Origin of the sequence: Pallidibacillus thermolactis, assembly GCF_025660415.1 — a bacterium.
Lineage (GTDB): Bacteria > Bacillota > Bacilli > Bacillales > Caldibacillaceae > Pallidibacillus > Pallidibacillus thermolactis.
On record NZ_JAOUSE010000032.1, the window covers coordinates 13,767 to 36,691 of the forward strand.

Annotated in this window: 18 protein-coding genes; 3 read left to right on the forward strand and 15 right to left on the reverse strand. The window is 36.1% G+C overall.

From position 1 onward, the window contains the following. Nucleotides 1-36 precede the first annotated feature (36 nt). Nucleotides 37-1,182, reverse strand: coding sequence for a sensor histidine kinase (locus OEV82_RS10610; protein ID WP_173658461.1), 1,146 nt, complete (start codon nucleotides 1,180-1,182; stop codon nucleotides 37-39). Between the two features lie 286 nt (nucleotides 1,183-1,468). Here OEV82_RS10610 and OEV82_RS10615 point away from each other — a divergent pair, with 286 nt between their 5' ends. Continuing rightward, nucleotides 1,469-2,107 (forward strand): YigZ family protein, encoded by a 639-nt coding sequence (locus tag OEV82_RS10615; RefSeq protein WP_173658462.1) that lies wholly within the window; start codon nucleotides 1,469-1,471, stop codon nucleotides 2,105-2,107. Between the two features lie 16 nt (nucleotides 2,108-2,123). Next, entirely contained in the window at nucleotides 2,124-3,107 is a 984-nt protein-coding gene (locus tag OEV82_RS10620; protein WP_263061860.1) for an LCP family protein, read from the forward strand. Between the two features lie 152 nt (nucleotides 3,108-3,259). On the opposite strand, the gene galU is transcribed toward OEV82_RS10620, so the two are convergent. Continuing rightward, nucleotides 3,260-4,153 carry a UTP--glucose-1-phosphate uridylyltransferase GalU gene (gene galU, locus OEV82_RS10625; protein WP_263061861.1) on the reverse strand — a complete coding sequence of 298 codons (894 nt, stop codon included), beginning with the start codon at nucleotides 4,151-4,153 and terminating at the stop codon, nucleotides 3,260-3,262. 342 nt (nucleotides 4,154-4,495) lie between these two features. Beyond that, the gene (locus OEV82_RS10630; protein WP_173658465.1) at nucleotides 4,496-4,663 is read right to left on the reverse strand and encodes an aspartyl-phosphate phosphatase Spo0E family protein; all 168 of its coding nucleotides are present in this window, start codon (nucleotides 4,661-4,663) and stop codon (nucleotides 4,496-4,498) included. 564 nt (nucleotides 4,664-5,227) lie between these two features. Between OEV82_RS10630 and tagU the strand changes: the two genes are divergently transcribed. Beyond that, complete coding sequence (gene tagU / locus OEV82_RS10635) at nucleotides 5,228-6,163, forward strand: polyisoprenyl-teichoic acid--peptidoglycan teichoic acid transferase TagU (protein ID WP_173658466.1); 936 nt, start codon at nucleotides 5,228-5,230, stop codon at nucleotides 6,161-6,163. 162 nt (nucleotides 6,164-6,325) lie between these two features. Here the strand turns inward: tagU and OEV82_RS10640 are convergent, their stop codons facing one another. The 12 genes from OEV82_RS10640 to OEV82_RS10700 form a co-directional block, all read right to left on the reverse strand. Further along, nucleotides 6,326-7,558 (reverse strand): ABC transporter permease, encoded by a 1,233-nt coding sequence (locus OEV82_RS10640; protein WP_263061862.1) that lies wholly within the window; start codon nucleotides 7,556-7,558, stop codon nucleotides 6,326-6,328. Continuing rightward, complete coding sequence (locus tag OEV82_RS10645) at nucleotides 7,551-8,507, reverse strand: ABC transporter ATP-binding protein (protein ID WP_173658468.1); 957 nt, start codon at nucleotides 8,505-8,507, stop codon at nucleotides 7,551-7,553. Before OEV82_RS10645 ends, OEV82_RS10640 begins: the two co-directional genes overlap by 8 nt. Before the next feature lie 334 nt (nucleotides 8,508-8,841). Further along, a complete protein-coding gene (locus OEV82_RS10650) occupies nucleotides 8,842-9,480 on the reverse strand; it encodes an ABC-2 transporter permease (protein WP_263061863.1) in 639 nt (212 codons plus the stop codon). Continuing rightward, nucleotides 9,477-10,334, reverse strand: a complete 858-nt coding sequence (locus tag OEV82_RS10655) for an ABC transporter ATP-binding protein (RefSeq protein WP_263061864.1) — start codon at nucleotides 10,332-10,334, stop codon at nucleotides 9,477-9,479. The genes OEV82_RS10650 and OEV82_RS10655 overlap by 4 nt, the downstream gene beginning before the upstream one ends. A gap of 67 nt (nucleotides 10,335-10,401) precedes the next feature. Then, nucleotides 10,402-10,782 carry a GntR family transcriptional regulator gene (locus OEV82_RS10660; RefSeq protein WP_173658471.1) on the reverse strand — a complete coding sequence of 127 codons (381 nt, stop codon included), beginning with the start codon at nucleotides 10,780-10,782 and terminating at the stop codon, nucleotides 10,402-10,404. A gap of 469 nt (nucleotides 10,783-11,251) precedes the next feature. After that, nucleotides 11,252-12,505 (reverse strand): 2-oxoglutarate dehydrogenase complex dihydrolipoyllysine-residue succinyltransferase, encoded by a 1,254-nt coding sequence (gene odhB / locus OEV82_RS10665; protein ID WP_263061865.1) that lies wholly within the window; start codon nucleotides 12,503-12,505, stop codon nucleotides 11,252-11,254. Between the two features lie 176 nt (nucleotides 12,506-12,681). Then, nucleotides 12,682-15,510, reverse strand: a complete 2,829-nt coding sequence (locus tag OEV82_RS10670) for a 2-oxoglutarate dehydrogenase E1 component (RefSeq protein WP_263061866.1) — start codon at nucleotides 15,508-15,510, stop codon at nucleotides 12,682-12,684. A 471-nt stretch (nucleotides 15,511-15,981) separates the two neighbouring features. Next, entirely contained in the window at nucleotides 15,982-17,442 is a 1,461-nt protein-coding gene (locus OEV82_RS10675) for a CoA-acylating methylmalonate-semialdehyde dehydrogenase (RefSeq protein ID WP_317634314.1), read from the reverse strand. A 357-nt stretch (nucleotides 17,443-17,799) separates the two neighbouring features. After that, nucleotides 17,800-19,143 (reverse strand): GntP family permease, encoded by a 1,344-nt coding sequence (locus tag OEV82_RS10680; RefSeq protein WP_263061867.1) that lies wholly within the window; start codon nucleotides 19,141-19,143, stop codon nucleotides 17,800-17,802. Nucleotides 19,144-19,174: 31 nt separating this feature from the next. Continuing rightward, complete coding sequence (locus OEV82_RS10685; RefSeq protein ID WP_263061870.1) at nucleotides 19,175-20,338, reverse strand: iron-containing alcohol dehydrogenase; 1,164 nt, start codon at nucleotides 20,336-20,338, stop codon at nucleotides 19,175-19,177. A 488-nt stretch (nucleotides 20,339-20,826) separates the two neighbouring features. After that, nucleotides 20,827-21,432, reverse strand: coding sequence for a class I SAM-dependent methyltransferase (locus OEV82_RS10695; RefSeq protein ID WP_263061868.1), 606 nt, complete (start codon nucleotides 21,430-21,432; stop codon nucleotides 20,827-20,829). Between the two features lie 585 nt (nucleotides 21,433-22,017). Next, nucleotides 22,018-22,521, reverse strand: a complete 504-nt coding sequence (locus tag OEV82_RS10700) for a DoxX family protein (RefSeq protein ID WP_173661084.1) — start codon at nucleotides 22,519-22,521, stop codon at nucleotides 22,018-22,020. Nucleotides 22,522-22,925: the final 404 nt, after the last annotated feature.

Sequence of the window (22,925 nt, forward strand, 5' to 3'; positions counted from 1 at the left end):
AATGATATTTTACAAACGAAACTAGGTCCATAATACTTATTTTATCGGTATTTCGATCAATACTTTTGTACCACAACCCTTGTCTGATAAAATCTTAAGTTTTCCCTCCAAAAGTTCTACTCGTTCTTTCATCCCACGAATTCCAAAGGAGCCTTCCTTCTTAATGGTTGGATCAAAACCTGCACCGTCATCTTTAATTACAGCCAATACTTTCGTTTCGTTTATTTCTAGCTTCACTTGAATTTCAGTTGGGTTTGCATGTTTTAATGCATTTTGGACCGATTCTTGAATCAAGCGGAATAAGGCAACTTCCATCTTCGAATCGAGTCGGCGTTCAGTCCCAATAAAGACAAAATCAATGAAAATGTTTCGATGTTTGTTGTACTCTTCCACCGTTTGGAGATATTTTTTTAAAGTCGGCACTAACCCGAGGTCATCTAGAGCCATCGGACGCAAATCGTAAATAATATGGCGAACTTCGTATAATGCCTCCCGAATCGTTTTCTTTAATCCCCGAATTTCTTCGAGTGCCTCTTCAATACCTCTTTCACGGTAAATCTTTTCAATTAAATCCGATCGCATCATGACATTCGCTAACAATTGGGCTGGACCGTCATGCATTTCCCGTGATAGCCGTTTTCGTTCTTCTTCTTGAGCTTCAATAATTTTTAATCCAAATTCTTGTTTTTCACGGGCATCAGCTACGATTTCAGATACATTTTTCAAATCGCCTGTTAAGTAATTTAAAACAACCGAAATTTGGGTTACTAATCGATCCGCTCGTTCAATTGTTTCTTGAATGCCTACAATTCGACGTTCCAATTCATCCCGTCGGTTACGTAATTGTTTTTCAATTTGTCTTGTCATCGTCAGCTTGACTTGTAAGTTGTGAGCATGTTCATAAGCCCGACGGACTTCTTCTTCTGAGTACTTATTAAAATACTTGCTCACTTCCGAAAGTCGTTTCCGGGCTTTACGCACTTCTCGATCAAGGGCTTCCTCTTCCTCAATAATTTCAATAACCATTTTTTTAATTTTTTTAATTTCATCAATAATCGACATATAATCGTTTCGACTCTGTTCACCAATTTCAAAGATTTCGGTTTTACTATGATCAACAGTCTCTATCATATTCTGAATGATTTTATCAATTGTTTTTACATTTAAATAATCTGCCGTCATTTCATTCACTCCAAGAAAACTCACTTCTAAAAATAATTCTAATCATATCGTAACATTATTAAATTATAAATCATGTAAAAATAAGATAGTAATTATTGGTAATAAGTGTTCTTAATATTATTGTATCATGTTTTAATAGGCTTACTTATAGGAAATACCAACCATTTATTGCAGCCGTGATTTTTTCTCTATATAATAGAAGGTATGTGGTAATTTCGAACTGTTTGCTTTAATTATGCATAATTTTTTAAAATAAGATCAATTTACATGAGAGGGGCGATTTCACATGCGGAACGCCTATTTAACTGTGAAAGGCTATGGGGAACATGAAATTGTCATACAAAAGTCACGCTTTATTTGCTATGTTGATCGCGTTGAAACCGAAGAAGATGCCCAAGCTTTTATTCAAAAAATAAAAAAGATGAACCATGATGCAACCCATAATTGTTCGGCCTACTTAGTTGGAGAACATGACCAATTTCAAAAAGCGAACGATGACGGGGAGCCTAGTGGAACAGCTGGTGTACCGATGTTAGAAGTTTTAAAGAAAATGAATGTAAAAGATACGGTTGTTGTTGTTACCCGTTATTTCGGGGGAATTAAACTCGGTGCAGGTGGTCTTGTCCGCGCATATTCGAAAGCAACTTCAGAAGGTTTGAAGGCGGTTGGCATTGTAGAACGTAAATTAACACGGATCATGCATACGACAATTGATTATACATGGTTAGGAAAAATCGAAAACGAATTACGCTCATCGAATTATCCGATAAAAGAGATTCATTATTTAGATAAAGTAGAAATTGAAACATATGTTGAGGAAGGGAAGGAAGAAGATTTCCGAACCTGGATGACAGAACGAACAAGTGGCCAAGCAGATATTCGAGAAGGAGAGGTCATCTATTTAGAGACTTTGGTTTCGCAATAGGAAAGGAGAATTTTCTATGGTCGAAAATTCTAGACTCCGTAGACGGAGAAAAAAGAAGAAAAAGAAATGGTTTTTGCTTACGCCGATTATCGTCATTTTATTGGCGATCATCGCATACGGTGGACATCTAGTGTTGAAAGTGATGAACGTGACAAGTGATGCCCATCAAGAATTAACCCGTGGTGAAATGTCAGATAAACGGGTGACACCTGTATATCCTGGTAAAGATAATTTTTCCGTATTATTTATCGGAGTCGATGAACGACCTGGGGAAACCAAAAGTCGATCTGATGTTTTATTGCTAGCCACATTTAATAAAAATGATCATTCGATTAAGTTATTAAGCATTCCGCGGGATTCACGGGTGGACATTCCTGGATACAAAACCCAAAAGATTAACAATGCCAACTTTTTCGGTGGTCCAGATCTAGCCGTTGAAACCGTTGAAGAATTGCTTGATATTCCCGTTGATTACTATGTAAAGTTGAATTTTAATGCTTTTATTGATATCGTCGACGCCTTAGACGGAGTCACAGTCAATGTGCCATTTACGTTTACAGAAAAAAATAGTAAAAATAAGCCGATTACGCTATATAAAGGACGACAAACTCTAGATGGAGAAGAAGCTCTTGCTTATGTGCGAATGCGAAAACAAGACCCGATGGGGGATTTTGGACGAAATGAACGTCAAAAGGAAGTCGTTGAAGCCATTATTCGAAAAGCAGGATCCTTGTCTTCCATCACGAAATACGGAGAGGTTTTAGACGGTCTCGATGACAATTTATCAACAAACCTGACCTTCCAAAATATTGTTGCTTTACATCCCTATGCAAAGTCGATCTCCAACATCGAATCATTAAAATTATCCGGTGAAGATTTGTATATAGACTCTGTTTATTATTTTGCACTGGATGAATATTCTGTATCCGAAACTTCGCAAATGTTAAAAGAACATCTGGAAATTTCAACAACCAATACGGCAATTGACTATAATTCTTAAAAGGAAAGGAAAAGCTCCTTGAATAGGTATGGTACCCAAAAAGTAGAGTAAAAAATCTAACTTTTCGGAGTCACTACCTGGATAAGGAGCTTTTTTATTGTTGCGTATAATAATCTTCCCAATGCGTTCCAAGTATCAACACAACTTAGACTTTACTCCTCAAACAACTTCTCTTTCACAAACTTTAACACATCATCACGAAGGTCATCCCGCTGCAATGCAAATTCTACCAAAGTTTTTATATAACCGATCTTGTTACCGATATCATATCGTTTTCCTTCAATTTCGTAAGCATAAACACGTTGAAACTGATTTAATGTTTGTAAAGCATCGGTAAGTTGTATTTCTCCATCTGCGCCTGGCTGTTGAAATTCTAAAACTGGGAAAATTTCAGGTGTCAGCACATAACGACCAACAACCGCAATATTGGAAGGTGCCTGCCCTTTCACAGGTTTTTCCACTAAATTCAAAACCTCATATATACGATCCTCGCAAATGCCGGGCTCGACTATGCCATATCGCTCCGTTACTTCTGGGGCGACCTGCTCGACACCGATCACACTTCCACTTTTTTGCCTAAACACATCAATCAATTGTTTGATGGATGGTTGTTCACTAACGAAAATATCATCACCAAGTAATACTGCAAAAGGTTCTTCACCAATAAATTTTCGGGCACACCATATTGCATGACCGAGCCCTTTTGGTTCTTTTTGCCGAATGTAGTGAATCTCCACTTCTGATGGATGCCGCACCTTTTCTAATAAATCCAATTTTCCCCGTTTAATCAAAGTTTCTTCCAATTCAAAGGCATAATCAAAATGATCTTCGATTGCCCGTTTTCCTTTACCTGTCACAATAATAATATCCTTTATTCCTGCTTCCACCGCTTCTTCAACGATATATTGAATAGTAGGTTGGTCAATTATAGGTAACATTTCTTTCGGCATCGCCTTTGTTGCAGGTAAAAAACGGGTCCCAAGACCAGCAGCAGGTATAATTGCTTTTCGTATTTTCAAGGGGTCTATCACCTTCTTCAACCACATACTTACTTAAGATATGTATATTTTTAGAGTAAAATAAAATGTGTAAAATCATGTAAATTTTCCTGTCATATTTTTTTCATTATCCTGCTTGCTGTTCCTTACAAATTAATCAGAAAGAACGATTCGTCCTTTAACCGATAGGTTTGTAACAAAACATAGAATTAAATCCATCTACTTCCTCTATTTAAAACAGAATAAAAAAGTGTTCCACCATTAAAATGGAAGAACACTTTCAGTCTCGCAATCTTTTCGTTAAAACCAATATATATATAAGTTTTTAATATGATTTTTTCTTCAAACGCCCCAATCACATTCTTACATTCGTCATTCAAAGCTTTTGTCTTATTCAAACTTCATTTTTTGTCGCTGAACTTGTAAAATCAAGCGATCTAATTCTTGACTTTTCTGAACACATTCCAACGAATGCATACCCTTTTGTCGGGCACATTCAAACATTTCTTTTCTCTTTTTTTCTATTTCAAAAATTAAAGAAAGTTTTGCATTCAACAATAAGGAATCCACCCCTCGTAAATTTAAACCGTGATAGTTCAAAGTACATATTAAGAATAATTTTTTATTAAAATAATATTTTTTTACAAAACTAATACTAGTATAACGTATAGGAAACTTTTAGTCTGTGACAAAATTATGAATTATAGTTGTCTATTTACAGTTCTTTTAAATCCTTACAACACCACCTGAATCTTTTGGACTATTTTAAATTAATGTTTTTTAAAATTCAATAGTTTTTTATAAAATGATTATTGTGAATTATTATTAATTATCTGTCGTTAATTTAGTACTTTAATAAAATAGATTTATCGTCATTTTTTCACTGATCTTTACGATTTAAAATTGAGTGTTGGGTCTTTCGTCATTATTATGTTAAAATGAAGAATTAAAAGTGACGAATATTCATGCCAACGGATAGCGAAAATAATCCTCTATGTAAAAAGTTGAAGAAAATATTTTTATTTTGTCACATTTTACGGTATTATGTCTTATGACGAATTTATTATAATAGCTTGGATAGGTGTTTTTTATTTTAGGATATAAACGTTGGAGGGAATCATTTTGAGAAGCGAACGAAAGAGAACAAAAAAGAGAAAATGGCTGAAAATTACGTTCATTACATTATCCGTAATTCTTTTACTCGTTGTCGGTTATTTATTCATGTTGTACAAATCTTTAACGAACACTGTAGCCAATATGCATGAACCTGTTCGTGATGGACAAATTTCCGAAAAGCGTGATCAAGAAATTAATTTTAAAAATAAAGATCCCTTCTCTATCCTGCTTCTTGGTGTAGACCAACGTGCGGGTGACAAAGGACGTTCAGATACCATCATCGTGATGACCGTCAATCCCAAAAAGCAATCCATAGAAATGGTAAGTATTCCTCGTGATACACGAACAGAAATTATCGGCAGAGGATTTGAAGATAAGATTAACCATGCCTATGCATTTGGCGGTGTTGAAATGTCAATCAATACAATTGAAAACTTTTTAGATATTCCGATTGACTATTTTGTTCAAGTAAATATGGAAGGTTTTAAAGAAATCGTGGATGCCGTTGGTGGTGTAACGGTTGATAATGACTTAGAATTCTCCTATGATGGCCACTCATTCCCTAAAGGAAAAATCACATTAAATGGGGAAGAAGCTCTTGCCTATTCCCGAATGAGAAAAGCTGACCCACGTGGAGATTTCGGCCGTCAAATTCGACAACGCCAAATTATTGAAGGTGTCATTAAAGAAGGTGCGAGTTTAGAAACATTGGTAAATTACGGAACAATTTTTGAAGCCTTATCTGATAATGTAAAAACAAATTTAACCTTTGATCAAATGGTCGCAGTCCAAGCCAATTATCGTGCTGCGGCAAAATCGATAAACCAACACCAAGTCAATGGTTCCGGTAAGCGAATCAATGGCATATATTATTACATCGTACCTGAAGAAGAAAAGTTAACAATCCAAAACTTATTAAAGGATCATTTGGAATTAAAATAAATATCATTGTTTACAGAGGCCATAGCGTAACGATGGCCTCTTTTTATTTTTGATTCAATACGTTCACATATAGACGTATATGTACACGGCTTTAATACTTGTTTCACTCCAAAGAGAAAGGACCATCCTAATATAGGATCGCCCTTTTTAAACTTATACTAATCAAGTACGAAGCCATTTCATTATTTCACCGACTGTAGCATTTTTACCATACATTAACATACCAACTTTGAAAATCTTACCAGCTAACTTCATCATGAGCCAGATGGTTGCTACTAAGATCACTAAAGAAATACTAATTTCAAGCCAATTCCATTCATCTAATCGAACAAGACGCGCTAATAAAATAGTCGGTGATGTAAATGGGATATACGTTAATGCTTTTGCTAACGCGCCCGTCGGGTCTGATAAAACTGGACCAATAAAGAAGAATGAAATAAATGGAATCATCATGATCATCCCTTGGAAGTTACCTGCCGTAGAAATATCCGACATTGTAGCACCCATTCCGACAAAAATCGACGCAAACAATAAGTAACCTAATACGGCAATTAATAAGAACAATAACAACTGTGGTTGCAATAAATATTCAAATAATGGGAAGTCATTAAATTTATACAATGCAAATCCAAGAGCAAAGACGAGGATGATCGCCGCTTGAATCATCGCTAGGACGAAATAACCGATGATTTTACCTTGCATTAATTCATTTGGTGTAACGGAAGATAAAATAATTTCCGCAATTTTGTCTTTCTTCTCTTGAGATGCACTTTGGAAAATCATCATACCTGTGAAAATAATGGAAAGTAAGATAATACCTGCAAAAATTCCTGGGACAACCCGTTTCATTAACGGATCTTCACCTGCCGCCAATTGTTCCTCTGTTACAGTATCCCCCTGTAAGTCATCTAACGATTGCACTTGTACATCAATATTTTGGGCAATGGCAGCCATTTGTTCCTCTGTTAAACCAAGTTCTTGTAGTTGGAGACTTTTGATAGGTTGTGTTAATATTTGCAGTTGCCCTACATTCGGAAAGTCATTACTTGTATAAACAGGAATTTTACCTTCCGTTAAGGCCGTTTCATTTACAAACATGTAAGCTGTATCTTCAGAATCTTCTAATTCGGCTTCAACATCTGTTTCATTAATATCCGTTGGTTGCAATTCCAAGTCCAGATCAGCTTGTTCAACAATCGCTTCCATACTTGTCAATATACCTAATTCATCATGAACAAAGACAGTCGCCTTTTCGGAATGGTCGTCACCAAAAAGACTGCCTAGTAGACCAAAAAGAACGATAAGCAATGGGGTCACGAATAAACTGATAAGAAATGTTTTGTTTTTTAAATTCCGTTTAATTTCCCATTTTGCAACTTTCAACGAATTACGCATTGGTTCCACCTACCTCTTCTAACGATTGACGTTCACTATCTTTTAATAAATTTTTATCAGTCGCAATATCAATAAAGATTTCATGCAGTGACACACGGTCTAAAGTTAATTCATTAATCACAATCTCATCAGGTAATGTTTTTAACCATTTTGGTGCTTCTACATCCTTCGTTAAATATAAAATAGATGTATCATCCGTTTGTTCAACACGAACAACTTCTGGAATTTTTTCAAGTAATGAGATATCATTTTTTCCATGGATCGTACATTTGAAATTGGCATACTGTTTTTTCACATCTTCTAATGTACCATAAATGACTTTATGCCCCCGTTGAATCATAAACACTCGGTCACACATTTCCTCAACAAGATTCATTTGGTGGGAAGAAAGAAGAATGGCTGTACCGCTTTTAGCCAGATTTCGAATTTCAGTTTTTAAAACTTCCTGGCTAACTGGATCGAGACCAGAAAAAGGTTCATCAAGAATTAATAGTTCAGGTTCATGAATGATAGACGAAATGAACTGGACCTTTTGCGCCATCCCTTTTGATAATTCTTCCATTTTTACATGTTCTTTTCCTTCAAGATCCAATTTTTTCAAATATTCCATAGCTCTTTGTTTTGCTTTATCTAGTGGGTAATCTTTTAATTCAGCTAGGTAAAGCAAAATATCCATAACGCGAACATCTTTGTAAAGACCACGTTCCTCTGGTAAATAGCCTATTTTATTTCGTGGAATTCCTTTCCCTTTATGATTATGGAAAATAACCGATCCTTCATCAGGCATTAAAATGCCCATAATACTACGAATCGTTGTTGATTTTCCCGCACCATTTGGCCCAAGAATTGCCATGATTTCACCACTATGAACTTCAAAAGATATGCCATGAAGAACTTTTTTATCTTTGAAAGATTTTTCTAGCCCTTCAACACTGAGTAATACATTCATGATTTGCACTCCTTCCCATTATTCAAACCGTTTTAATGATAATCACTACTTTCATATACGAAAATAGGCTCATGAAGTTTCATTTTTGCACTAATTTTGCGATAATCTACTTATTTTTAAATCTAACTGTAGTTTTTTATTAAAAAAATCATGGATTACACTAGATTTTGTGCGAAACTGCCTATTTTTTGTGCGGATTTCTATATTTTTGTGCGAACTAACCATTTTTTGTGCGATTTCTCTATTTTTTGTGCGAATTGCCATTTTTTCGTGCGTTTTCCTCTACTTTTGTGCGAATTGACTTCTTTTATGCAATGATTTTCTTATTTTTTAACTATGTTAAATCTTTCTTTAAGAAAATCCGTATTGAAATAAACCAGGATATGAAGATAACGACAATTGTAGATGGAATCATCACTAAAAACGGACGATTTTTAATTATCATTATAAAACTGTTTATATAATCCAAAATATTTGTTTTTACATCTAACCAAATTACAAACCCAGCCAGGACGACTGGACCAATCACCATACTAATTATTTGAAAAATAAAGGCAAACATAAAAGTAAATTTAACGTAAAAAGGAATATAAAATGTGATAACCATTAAGGTGATTAGATAAAACATAAACCATGATGTAAAGGTTAACGGTTCATGATCTAAATAATTTAAAACCATATGTGCAATTTGATCCACGAAGTAATAGTAAAGAAAGGCAAGAAACATAAATATAATGGAATACACATATTTCGCATGAATGACTTCTTTCCGTGTTATAGGTAGACTCACAACAAATTTATGCATTCCTGACTGATTATCATAGTAAAATAAACCAATAACAAAGCCGAGCATAATCCCAACCATTACTGGCATGCCACTAACATTAATGACATAACTCAAAGGAAGCATAAGAAGCAAAGTCCAAATAAAACTTTGATTTAATAAAAAATCTTTTTTCAATAAGGCTTTCATTTTGCTCGCTCCCTTCTTGTCGTGTAATACATAATATCTTCTAGCGTGGCTTGCTCTATAATAAATTCATCTTCAAGACCTTCAAAAATCGAGGGATCTCCTTCATACAAACCTGTAAAGTTTTGAGATGTTTTTTTATAACCTTTTAATATTTTTTTCAAATCCGCATCTAATTGGTTTGTCTGTCCCTTAACAAGGAAAAATTTGCTTCTAATCTCGTCAATTGTTTTCTGAAATTGTAATCTTCCCTTATAAATGAAAACAATATGGTCTGCAATTTGATCAAGATCTTGCGTAATATGGGTCGAAAAAAAGATCGACTGGTTTTCATTGATCATCAAATTTTGCAATTCATCTAGTAATTCCCTTCGAAAAATGGGATCGAGACCTGCTGTCGGTTCATCCATAATAATTAACTCCGGCCGATGGGATAAGGCGAAAAGAAGAGAAGCTTTCATTTTCATACCTTTGGAAAATTTTTTTAGTTTTTTCCGTTCTGGTAACTCAAATCGATCCACATATTTTTGGTAAAGTTCATCGTCCCAGCTTGGATAAACTTCGGAAATAAATGCCTTTGCTTTTTTTAAATTAAAATCTTCATAAATGTGTAGCGTATCATAGACAAAGCCGATCTTTTCTCTTAAGTGAGCCTTGTGATTTGGCTCATAAAAAATTCGAATGTCTCCTTCATCCGGTCGAACAGCATCTAATATCATACGTATAATTGTACTTTTACCAGATCCGTTCGGACCGATAAAACCGGTAATGTATCCCTTTGGCACTGTAAAGCTGACATCTTCAACTTGAAATTCTTTATATTTTTTTGAAATATGGTTTAACTCAATGGCATTCACGTCGTTCACCTTCCTTTATAACAAATGGGTATTTTGATAGGTCAAGATTCATTTATACCTGTATCCATTAACGGTCCCCTTCTTTATAGTAAATCCGCACCATATCATGAAGGTCCTGTTCCGTTAAGCCGATTTTTTTTGCCTCTAAAACGATCTCTTCCAGTTGGTTTTCTAGCTCACGAATGCGCCATTCTTTTAACACTTGTGGTTGTTGACCAGCAACAAAGGTCCCTTTTCCAACCGCAGAAAAAAGATATCCTTCCTTTTCTAGTTCTTCATAGGCCCGTTTCGTCGTAATAACACTCACATTTAACTCTTTTGCCAATAGACGCATAGATGGCAACGCATCGCCCTCTTTTAACTCACCTGTCATGATTTGATTTTGAATTTGTTGTTTGATTTGTTCATATAACGGTGTTTTACTCGTATGCGATAGAACAATTTGCATTGGGAACTACCCCCCGAATGTAGATATTGTCATTAATGTATATATTGTATATACACACTATATTATTTATATACATATTTGTCAATACGATTTTAAATAATTAGGCTTGGATATTAATGGAATTGACTGATTTCCATTTTTTACTTTACTAAGTTTTAGATTTCGCACAACAATTGATAATTTCGCACGTTTTTTGTAAAATTCGCACAAAATATGCAAGTTTCGCACACAATTTCGGATATTCGCACGCAAAATTAAAAATCCGCACGCTTTTATACGAAAATCGCACAAAATCACAACCTATTCACAGGATTAAGCTATAAAAAACTTCATTTTTATATCTTTTTAGACAAAAATGAATAAAACTGACCGTTTTTTATGTAAAATACGTCTTTTTTCTTATCTTTTCACGCAAAAAACCCGAATGCTATAAAGTGCATCCGGGTTTTCCATATAAACCTTTATTCTATTAAACTTCTAATAAAAATTGTTCAGGATCTTCTAGTAATTCTTTAACACGTACTAAGAATGTAACAGCTTCTTTTCCATCAACAATACGGTGGTCATAAGATAATGCAATGTACATCATTGGGCGGATTTCAATTTTCGTATTATTTTCTACCGCGACTGGACGGTATTTAATAGAATGCATACCTAAAATACCAGCTTGTGGTCCATTTAAGATTGGTGTGGACATTAAGGAACCGAATGTTCCGCCGTTTGTAATTGTAAATGTACTATCTTGCATATCTGCTAATGAAAGTTTATTTTCTCTTGCTTTTTTCGCCATATCAGCAATGTCTCTTTCAATTTCAGCAAAGTTTTTGCGGTCTGCGTCACGAACAACTGGAACTACGAGACCACTATCTGTAGATACTGCAATACCGATATTGTAATATTTTTTAACGATTAATTCGTCACCACGAATTTCTGAATTCAAGTGTGGAATTTCTTTCAATGCAGCCACAACAGCTTTCGTAAAGAATGACATGAATCCTAGTTTTACATCATGTTTTTCTAGGAAGCTCTCTTTTCTTTTCTTACGAATATTCATTACTTCTGTTAAGTCTACTTCATTAAACGTTGTAAGCATTGCTGCTGTATTTTGAACGTTTTTCAAGTTTTTGGCAATTGCTTGACGACGTCTTGACATTTTGATAACTTCTACACGATCGTCTTCAACAGGTGCTGCAGTTACAGGTGTTGGTGTAGTTGTTGCAGCAGGTTTTTGTGTTGTGAACGTCATAACATCTTTTTTATTTACACGGCCTAACGGATCAACCGTTGAAACTTGGCTTAAGTCAATTCCTTTTTCTCTTGCTAGTTTACGGGCAGCTGGTGTTGCAATGACACCGTTATTTGCAGTTTTACTTTCTGTTGCAGGTTGTGTAACGCTTGCCGCTGGTTGAGCAGGTGCCGCTGCTACTTCTTCTTTTGCTGGTTCTGATGCAGCTGGGGCGCTTTCCCCTGAACCGCTTGATGCAGTAGCTCCTTCTTCTACGATGGCAATGGTATCACCCACATTAACTGTATCTCCTTCTTCAGCTAATGTTTCTTTTAATACCCCGTCATAATCAGAAATAATATCTACGTTTACTTTGTCTGTTTCTAATTCTACGATTGCCTCACCTTTTGATACTGCATCTCCTGGTTGTTTTAACCAGTTCGCAACCGTCCCCTCTGTAATTGATTCTGCCAACTCTGGAACTTTAACCTCTGCCATAATTTCTACACATCCCTTTTTGTTTTTAATTATTATGTTGAAACCGAGAGCTGTCTCAACAGTGATAAGAGGAGGGGCTCTCATCTACAAATAAATTCAACCCAAAACGTTCTTGAACATATAAATGGTTATTTTAGAGCCCTTCCTCATTTTCATTGAGAGAGCACCCGATATTCTTATGCATTCACATTAACAATTGCTTTGTGTGTTAAAGCTGTCGTAACAATGCGTTCTTGTTCTTTTTTATGAACACGACTATTACCTTCAGATGGACTTGCCATTGGAGGTCTACCCACGTAACAAACTTTTACACCTTCAGGAGCTAATTCTTGTAATTTTGGTGCAATATAATTCCATGCACCCATGTTTTGTGGTTCATCTTGAGCCCAAACGACTTCTTTTAAGTTTTTATATTTGCTTAAAAGCTTGCTGATTTCATCTTTAGGGAATGGATATAGTTCTTCTACACGTACGACATCAAGCCATTTAAAGTTTTCCGGTTCCTTCAAGTTTTCCGATAACTCTACAGCTAAACGTCCTGTTGAAAAGACAACTCGTTCTACTTTATTCGGTTCGGTTCCAAGTCCTGGTTGTTCAATAATTCGTTGGAACTCACCATTTGTAAATTCCTCAATATAACTACTTGCTTCTTGATTTCGTAATAAACTCTTCGGTGACATAATGATCAACGGTCGAATTTCATCCGTACCTAATAGTTTTGCCTGACGACGTAGAATATGGAAGTATTGTGCTGAGTTCGATAAGTTTGCAACGGTCATGTTGTTTTCAGCAGCCAATTGTAAGAAACGTTCTAAACGGGCACTGGAGTGTTCAGGACCTTGTCCTTCATAACCGTGTGGCAGCAACAACACAAGTCCCGATTTTTCTCCCCATTTTGAACGGGCAGCCGAAATAAATTGGTCAATGATGACTTGTGCACCGTTTGCAAAATCACCGAATTGAGCTTCCCAAAGTACTAAAGTATCTTTTGCTTCAATACTATAACCATATTCAAAGCCTAGTACACCTGCTTCAGAAAGTGTACTATTATGAATTGCAAAACTTGCTTTCGCATTGCTTAAATGTTGCAATGGAATGTATTTCTCACCTGTTTCAACGTCTCGTAAAGCAACATGGCGATGTGAGAATGTACCCCGTTCCGTATCTTCCCCTGTGATTCGGATTGGTGTACCGTCATGTAAAATGGATCCAAAGGCTAAAGCTTCAGCATGACCCCAATCTACTTTTCCTTTACTTTCAAAAGCTGCATTTCGACGGTTCAAAATACGCTCTAGTTTCTTAAAGACATTAAATCCTTCTGGCCATTTTAACAATTCTTCATGGATTTGTGTAAGCGTCGCTTTATCCACTGTCGTGTCTACTTTCGGAAAGTCTTTCGTTGCATTTTTTTGCAGTTCTGCAATTGTCGGAACGTCTTTAACATCTTTATCAATAGCATCATGTGCTTCTTTTAAGCGGTTCAATGTTGCTGTTTCAATTTCTTTAACCTTTTCCTGTGTTAAAGTATTTTCGCTTATCAGTTTTTTACTATATACAGCAGTAATCGTCGGATGGCTTTTAATTTTGCTGTACATAATTGGGTTTGTTGGGATTGGTTCATCGGTTTCGTTATGCCCTAAACGACGATATCCAATTAAATCGACAACTACATCTTTATGGAATGTTTGACGGTATTCAAAAGCCAATTGCATTACTTTTAATACCGCTTCTGGATCATCGGCGTTTACATGGAAGATTGGCACTTCGTAACCTTTTGCTGTATCACTTGAATAACGAGTAGATCTTGTTTCATCCGATTCTGTCGTAAATCCGATATTATTATTCGCAATAATATGAACCGTTCCACCTGTATGATAAGCTTTAGTTTGTGAGAAGTTTAACACTTCATAAACAATTCCTTGACCGCTAAAAGCAGAGTCACCATGTACAACAACAGGTAATGCTTTATTAATATCTTGAACAGGTGCACCTGGTTTTGTGCGATCATCTTGAGCTGCACGGGTTACCCCTTCAATTACCGAGTTAACAAATTCTAAGTGACTTGGGTTATTCGCCAGGGTAACTCTTACATTTTTACCAAAAATTTTACGATTTCTAGTAGCACCTAAGTGATATTTTACATCTAATGTATGACCAACTGTTTCAAAATAATCTGGGTCATCAATTTTCCATTTTGTACCTTGGAATTCAGATAACAATGCTTCGTAAGGTTTTCCTAAAACGTGGGCTAACACATTTAGGCGACCTCTATGGGCCATACCAATCATGACATTTTCAATATCATGTTCTGCAGAAAGTTGCACAAGCTCGTTGATTGCTGGAACTAACGCTTCTAGACCTTCAATGGAGAAACGTTTTTGACCAACGTACATCCGATGAACAAATTGCTCATATCCTTCTGCAGCAAACAATTCTTTTAACAACTCTTCTTTTCTATCGTTAGGTAGCTGTTTTTGACCATATTCATTTTCTATTTTTTCATGTAACCATTGTTTTTCTACAAATGGTACATGTTCTACTTCATAACCAATTGTATTAGTATAAACTTGCTTCAAATATTGAACTGCCGCTAAACTATCAGTAAATTTACCTGCAAACTCTGGTATGAGGACTTCAACAGGAAGTTCGCGGATATCAGCTTCAGATAATCCATAATAGTTTAACGAAAGCAATTCAGTTTCAGGTTGTTTTTCTAGCGGATCAATGTCGGCCTGTAAATGACCGTGTTTTCGAATATTTTGCACATACTGTAATGCTTTAGCAAGCTTCTTCAGTTTCGTTATAACAATTGTTGGCGAAACAACTTGCTCTGTGCCCCCTGTTACTTGACCATGTTCTTCAACGTATGGCTCACCCCATTGTGAAAACAATGCTCTTAGACTTTCGTCTACTTGTTCAGGATTCGCCAAGTATAATTCATACTGCTCGATCAAGTAGCCTAAGTTTGGTCCATGAACATACTGCCATGGATTCGCATTAATCATTTTATACCCACATCCCTGTTCATAATTATTTGCAAAACAATTACAATTCTAATTTTACCAGTTAGTAAGCGGATTCAAAAGTGTTTTTCATTATCTTAGAATATTTTTGACATATTTGAGAATCCTGCGACTTTACTTTTTGAACTGGCGTAATTGTTTTACCTTCCGCTGACAATATACTATTACAGTTTAGTGAAAAATTCTAGTGTTTTGTGTAATTTTTATTAACTAGATCTGAAATGTAGAAAGAAAATGGAAATTTTGTGAAATTTTTTCTAAAAAGTTATATTGTTATTTGAATTTTAACAAATTCCGTCATAAAATTCTATGTCTATACTTCGACAAAGTTAAGGTTTATAGCCTAAAATTTTTGGATTTTTTTTTATAAAGTATGTACTAACATTATCGCTTTTTTACATGATAAAAAATCACTCTGAACTTTTAATGTCAGAGTGATTGAACGTATGCAATCTATGACCATCTTGCCGTTACCATTTTTCTTCTCGTATAAAATTCCACACCGTCTTTTCCATTGGCATGGAGATCTCCGTAAAAGGAATTTTTCCAACCAGAGAATGGGAAAAAGGCCATTGGTGCAGGGATGCCAATGTTAATACCGAGCATACCTGATTCAATATGTTCTCTAAAATAACGAACATGGCTGCCATCTTGTGTGAAGAGACAAGCACCGTTTCCAAAGTCTGATTGGTTTGCTAAATCTACTGCTTCTTCCAGAGTTTCTACACGTACAATTGATAAAACAGGTGCAAAAATTTCTTCCTTCCAAATCGTCATGTTTGGTTTTACATGATCAAAGATTGTTGGACCAATAAAATATCCATCTTTCACATAGGCTTCATCTTGTCTTCCATCCCGGATTAATGTTGCACCCTCTTTTTGTCCGATTTCAATATATTGAGCTGTTCTTTTTTTATGTTCAGGTCGAATGACCGGACCTAAAAAGACCTCTTGTTCCAAACCGTTACCAATATTAATTTCATCTGCTTTTTCTTTGAGTTTTTTAACCAGTTGATCTGCCACATCTCCCACTGCCACAACAACGGAGCAGGCCATACAACGTTCGCCAGCTGAACCGTATGCCGCACTAATAATTTCTTTAACTGCTTTATCAAGATCTGCATCCGGCATAACGATGGAATGGTTTTTTGCACCAGCCAACGCTTGGACCCGTTTCCCATTGGCAGCAGCTGTTTTATAAACATATTCGGCCACAGGTTGGGATCCGACAAAGGATATCGCATGTATATCTTGATGTTCTAAAAGTCCGTTAACCACTTCCTTTCCTCCGTGGACAATGTTAAGTACTCCATCCGGTAAACCTGCCTCATGGAAAAGTTCTGCTAACCGATTGGCAAGTAACGGTGTCCGTTCCGAAGGTTTTAAGACAAATGTATTCCCTAAAGCAATGGCAAGCGGGAACATCCAACATGGCACCATCATCGGAAAATTAAACGGAGTTATACCGCCAACAACCCCAACCGGATAACGATACATTGTCGACTCCATATTTGTTGCGATATCAGGTAAACTACTGCCCATCATTAATGTCGGAGCACCTGCTGCAAACTCAACACATTCAATTCCTCGTTGCACTTCACCATATGCGTCTTTAAAAGTTTTACCATTTTCTTTTGTAATAAGCTCTGCCAACTCGTCCCAATGTTCAACAAGAAGTTGCTGAAATTTAAATAAAATGCGTGCCCGCTTTGGAACTGGTGTTTTACTCCACGTTTTAAATGTTGCTTTCGCTGTTTGAACAGCCTGATTAAGATCTTCTCTTGTAGAAATAGGAACTTTTGCCAGTTCTTCACCCGTTGCCGGATTCGGTACGGATAGGTAAGTTTCCGTTTTACTTTCAACCCATTTTCCATTAATAAAATTTTTCAATTTTTGTGCAGTAGATATAGCCATATTTCTCTTCCTTTCTATTAAAAATGGAATAATAAAAGCTATTTTGCTATTAAATAAGTGATATTTACTGATATTTTTATAAAATACAAAGGAAAACAGACCGGTTTTGTGCGAAAAATTAGTAATTTGTGTGCAATTTTCTCAAAAAACGTGCGAATTGTCAAAATTATGTGCGAAATACTACAAAAAATGTGCGAAAACGAGAAATTTTGTGCGAAAAATCATTTTTTTGTGCGATTTGCCTTCAATCATAAATCAACTGTCCACAAATAAGACTGCACAGGAGACTACTCCCGCACAGCCTAATATACAAGCTTACTCCACTATATGCATTTTCCTTACTAAACATGAATCGAGTTAAAAAATCATATAAAGCAAGATTGCTAAGATCATACCACAAAGTGGAAGTATAGAAGTTAAAATAAACACCGGCCAGTAGGCACGTTTATGAGTTTCACCACAAATAGCACGAATCGTTGTTACAACGTACCCATTATGTGGCAAGGAATCTAGTCCACCAGACGCAAGTGTGGCCACGCGATGCATTTCTCCTGGATTTTGTCCCATTGCTAAATATACTGGAGCTAAAATAGGGAGGGCAATTCCTAAACCACCCGATGCAGATCCGGTCATGCCACAAATTAATGTAACAGCAATCCCCAAACCGAACAGTGGATGTATTGGTAAATTCACTAAGGTATCAACAGTAGCATCAAAAGCAGAAACTTCAGCTGCTACAGCACCGAAACCAACAACCGCACATGTATTGGCAATTGCCACAAGGGCATCTTCCGAACCTTTAGCAAGCGGTTGCCAAAACCGTTTTAAATATGGATACATAAGAATACAAGCTAACGCTACACCGGCCGTTAATGAAATCATTGCAGCGGCTGTCGATGACATAAACTGGGCAAGAATATTCAATCCCGCAATCACCACAACAAGTGGCAATATGGCAAAAATAATATTTGGTAATTCCTTTGCACGATCTTCTGCTGTTTTTTCTTCATCGGCTTCTAACTCTTTACCTGCTTCTGTATTTTTTAACGGATGTGAATCCGGTAAATAGAAACCTTCGCCGTTTGTGACTGCCTTTTTGACCATTCGACTAATGGTAAAACCGCCAACCAACATAATGGTTAGCCCAACAATCACACCTACTATTCCACCTGCTGTCGGCGTTGTCCCAAAAAACTCTGTCGGAATTAAGTTTTGGATTTCTGGTGAACCAGGAGACGTCATGGTAAATGATACGGAACCGAATGCTAATGCTCCCGGGATAAAACGATGCGGCAAATTTGCACGCTTAAATAACGAAACTGCAATCGGATATACAGCAAACCCGACAACAAACAAACTTACGCCGCCATAGGTCATAATCGCTGCAGCAGCAACCGTTGCAAAAACTGCACGCTGCGGTCCAAAGGTTCGACTAACCCAATTTGCAATACTATCTGCCGCTTGTGTTTCTTGCATAATTTTGCCAAAAATCGCTCCTAGCAAGAAAATAAAAAACCATGATGCAAAATAACCTGTAAAACCAGTAATATAGTAATCTGTCAAAGCCGTTTCTAAATTCAATCCACCTGTAATGGCGACAATTAATGAACTAATAAGAGCAGCAACGATAATGTTAATTCCCTTTAACGTCATCCACATAAGAAGAATGAGGGAACCAATTAAGCCAATCATTCCAATCATCTAAAAACCCCCTCTTATATGGCCATCTTTTTTAAAATTGATAACGATAGCAAACCCGATACAAATGAATCAATTCCTCCTTTGTTGGGATACGTGGATTATTACCCGGACTTCCACTATCGATAGCATCATGAGCCATTTTGTCGAGTGATTGTTCAAATTCCTCTTCTTTAATCCCCCAGTCATGTAAGTTTGGAATATTTAGCTCCGAACAAAGTTTTTTCACAGATTGCACGGCTACTTGGGCAGCTTCCTCATCGGATAACTGCTCACCATCATGGTTAATAAAAATTCGACCAAGATCTGCTAAGCGGTGAATACAAGCTTCTTTACTAAACTCTAGTACTGCTGGAAGCAACATCGCATTTGAGAAACCATGGGGGACATGGAATAGAGCTCCAATCGGCCGACTCATTCCGTGAACTAAACATACAGATGCATTTGAAAACGCCATACCTGCTTGTAAAGCACCTAGACTCATAGATTCCCGGGCATCCAAATTTTCTGGATTATTGTAAGCGCTTAAAAGATTACTAACGATTAACTTCATAGCGGAAAGGGCCAACATATCTGTCATTGGATGAGCCTTCCTTGAGATATATGCTTCAATCGCATGACTTAAGGCATCAACTCCAGTAGCCGCAGTAACTGACTTCGGTGAACTTAACGTTAACATTGGGTCAACAATGGCCACATTGGGCATAAAGGCCGGTTGCTTAATCATCATTTTTACGTCATTTTCCGTATTTGTAATCACGGTAGCATCAGTCGCTTCAGATCCTGTACCCGCAGTGGTTGGGATCGCAATATGAGGAACAGGTTTATGGCTGGCAATTTTTCCTCCTCCACGGAAATCACCTATGTAACCATCATTTGTTGCTAAAACTGCGACCGCTTTTGCTGTATCTATACAAGAACCGCCACCAAGTGAGATGACGAAATCACAATTTTCCTTTTGAAATATTTCTAAAGCTTCACGGACATAAACATCTGTCGGCTCTGTTTCCACGCCTAAATAGATGACACATTTTACATTTTCCTCTTGTAAACGTTGAACACATTCGGCAACATATCCCAATCCTTCCATCACTTTATCTGAGATAATGAATGCCTTCTTTCCTTGTTCCCTTGCTTCTTTTCCAATGTTATAAAAAGATTGACGACCATAAAGAATTCTTCCTGGCGTTAATAACATGTGCTTTGTAATATTGACCACCCCTTTAGTCTGTTCGTCTTTGGTACACGTTTACCAAGTCATATGAAATTTCTTTCTGTAATATATAATTAAAAAATTGGACAAATATTACTGGAATTTTTTAAGAGGTTATTCTGTATGAAGACAGATTAGGCTTTAGCTAAATCAACTATTTAAACAATTTGGGGAGTTATATTATTCTATTAATAAAGGTTAAAGACCATAGATTAGGAAGGATGAAACGATGAAGGATTACCATTGTTGTGCGACATGTATACATTTTGGAATTGAAAAAACAGAAGAAGGAATTAATACAAAGTGTACGAGGCTTGGTTATGACACGAACCCTAAGTATAAGTTTAACTGTTGGGTACCTAAGGAGAGAGTAAGACGAGCAATGGAAAAATCGTTCCATAAGAAAAACGTGGAGGAATAAAGCAATTTAATAATCGGTAGATGGCCCCATTCCTCTTTGACCTAATAATCAATCATCCATCATATCGATAAATTAAAATTTGTTCCTGTTTATTTTTTTCATAGGCACCGTGAATAAGCATACCACTGTTTAAACGAAAATCGGTCTTATGATCCAAATAACATAAATATTCCTCTGTTGGATAATATACGATAATATCTGCTTGACGTGGATGATGTTCAAGGGATTGCATAATGTTCGTTATAACTTTTTTAAAAACTGTGACTGAAAAAGGATGGAAAAAGTAAAATTTATTATCCTTTTGATCTACTTCGTATTTTTCTGCTAAAATCGGTAAAATTTCAATTTTTTCAGCTGCATGAGGATGGCGTTTTATATACCGTTTCCGGTTGTTTTCTGCATCTTTATACAGTTTTTCATTCATTTCAATACCGCAAACATTACATCCAAACATATAATTAAGGTAAAAAAGCGTCCTACCTTTGCCACATCCAAAATCAACGAGCCGATCTTCTGGGATGAGTGGATATGTATCACTTAATTGTTTTAGTACCGCATAAGGAGTTGGTTCATACGGATAATATTGAAAAAAAGGATTAATGACTCGATCTTCCCTCGTCAAAACATTTAACATGGCATCGTAATATTTCTCATCCAACGTACCTCTCCCCTTCTTTTCCAATGGTATACAGCTGTGACATTAGATACTCGTTATTAAACCTTTCTGGTGCCCTTTTTATATATATTGTAAGCAAACCAGTCATTTAAACGAGTGATTTGTCCATTTTTTATGTGAATTTTTCCTTCTATTGAGCAAAATTTCGATATTCACCTATATATTTTTTAATAATTCGAGGTAATTTACAAAAAATTTGCCTATTTTTGTGCGAAAAACTTTAAAATTTGTGCGATTTCTCCATTTTTTGTGCGAAAATCTAAAATTGTGTGCGACTTCTTCATTTTTTGTGCGAAAATCTAAAATTGTGTGCGACTTCTTCATTTTTTGTGCGAGTATCTAAAATTGTGTGCGATTTACCCAATTTCTGTGCAAAAATCCTAAATTGTGTGTAGTTTCCACGAATTTTGTTTCAGAAATCAAATAATTTATCTTTATAGAAGATAACTCTTATCTTTTTTGGACATTAACTCTAGTTTACGATAATAAGTTTGACTTTCAAAGGATATTTTGCTCAAAAAAAAAAATGCCTCTCACGTATGAGAGACACTTATATTGAAAAGGGAATTAAGCTGCTGTTTTCACCGCTCTGTCTACGTTTTTACGTTTCATGATGTTTTTGATATACGGTATTGCAAATCGATCAAGTCCGTAATAGTAAGCTGCAGTGCCTGCGAATAATAGGATGACGGCTACTGTGTAAAGCGTTGGGTTTGTGCTTACTGTACCAGCTAGTAAGAAGTTTAAGTTCATGAATGCACCTGCGATTAAAGCGGGGATTGTTGCTAAACCGACAATTAATCCAAGTCCTACTAGAAATTCACCCCAAGGAATTAAGAAGTTAAAAATGTCTACGTTTGGAAGGGCAAATCCCTCAAGAAAGTTTGCATACCAAGTTGCAACTGCTGGGTGTTCGCCACCTGCTTTTGCTAGTGCGCCTTGTAAAAATCCACTTGCATCAAATCCACCTGTAATTTTATGAAAACCAGCTTCTAACCATTGGATACCTAACCACACTCGTAAAACTGTCCAAACAACCGCCATGATCGGACCTTTTAAGAAGTTTTTCATCATTCAATCTCTCCCTTTTAATTTGTGAGTTTTTCACACATTAGATTTAAATTGATATTGTGAAGTTGTTCACTTAATAGAATAAAAATATTAGATGAAAAGAATGAGTGCTACTTTATTTGTGAAGTAATTCACAAATGGTTATAAAAATTTTTAAGCTGCCAGCTTAATGTGTAGTAGGTGTGATTTTCTTCACTGATATTATGTGAAGTGTTTCACTTCCTTTCTACACTTTTAATATACAGTAGAATCACATAGTTTGCAATACACGTCACAAATTGGATTGAGTCAAGTATTTGTGGGCAGTTTTTTTCTCCCTAACAATGAAAGCGAATTCACTATTTTAGGGTACTCTCTTGATAAAAAATTTATCTTTTTTAAAATCCGGCCAACTCCTTTAAAGT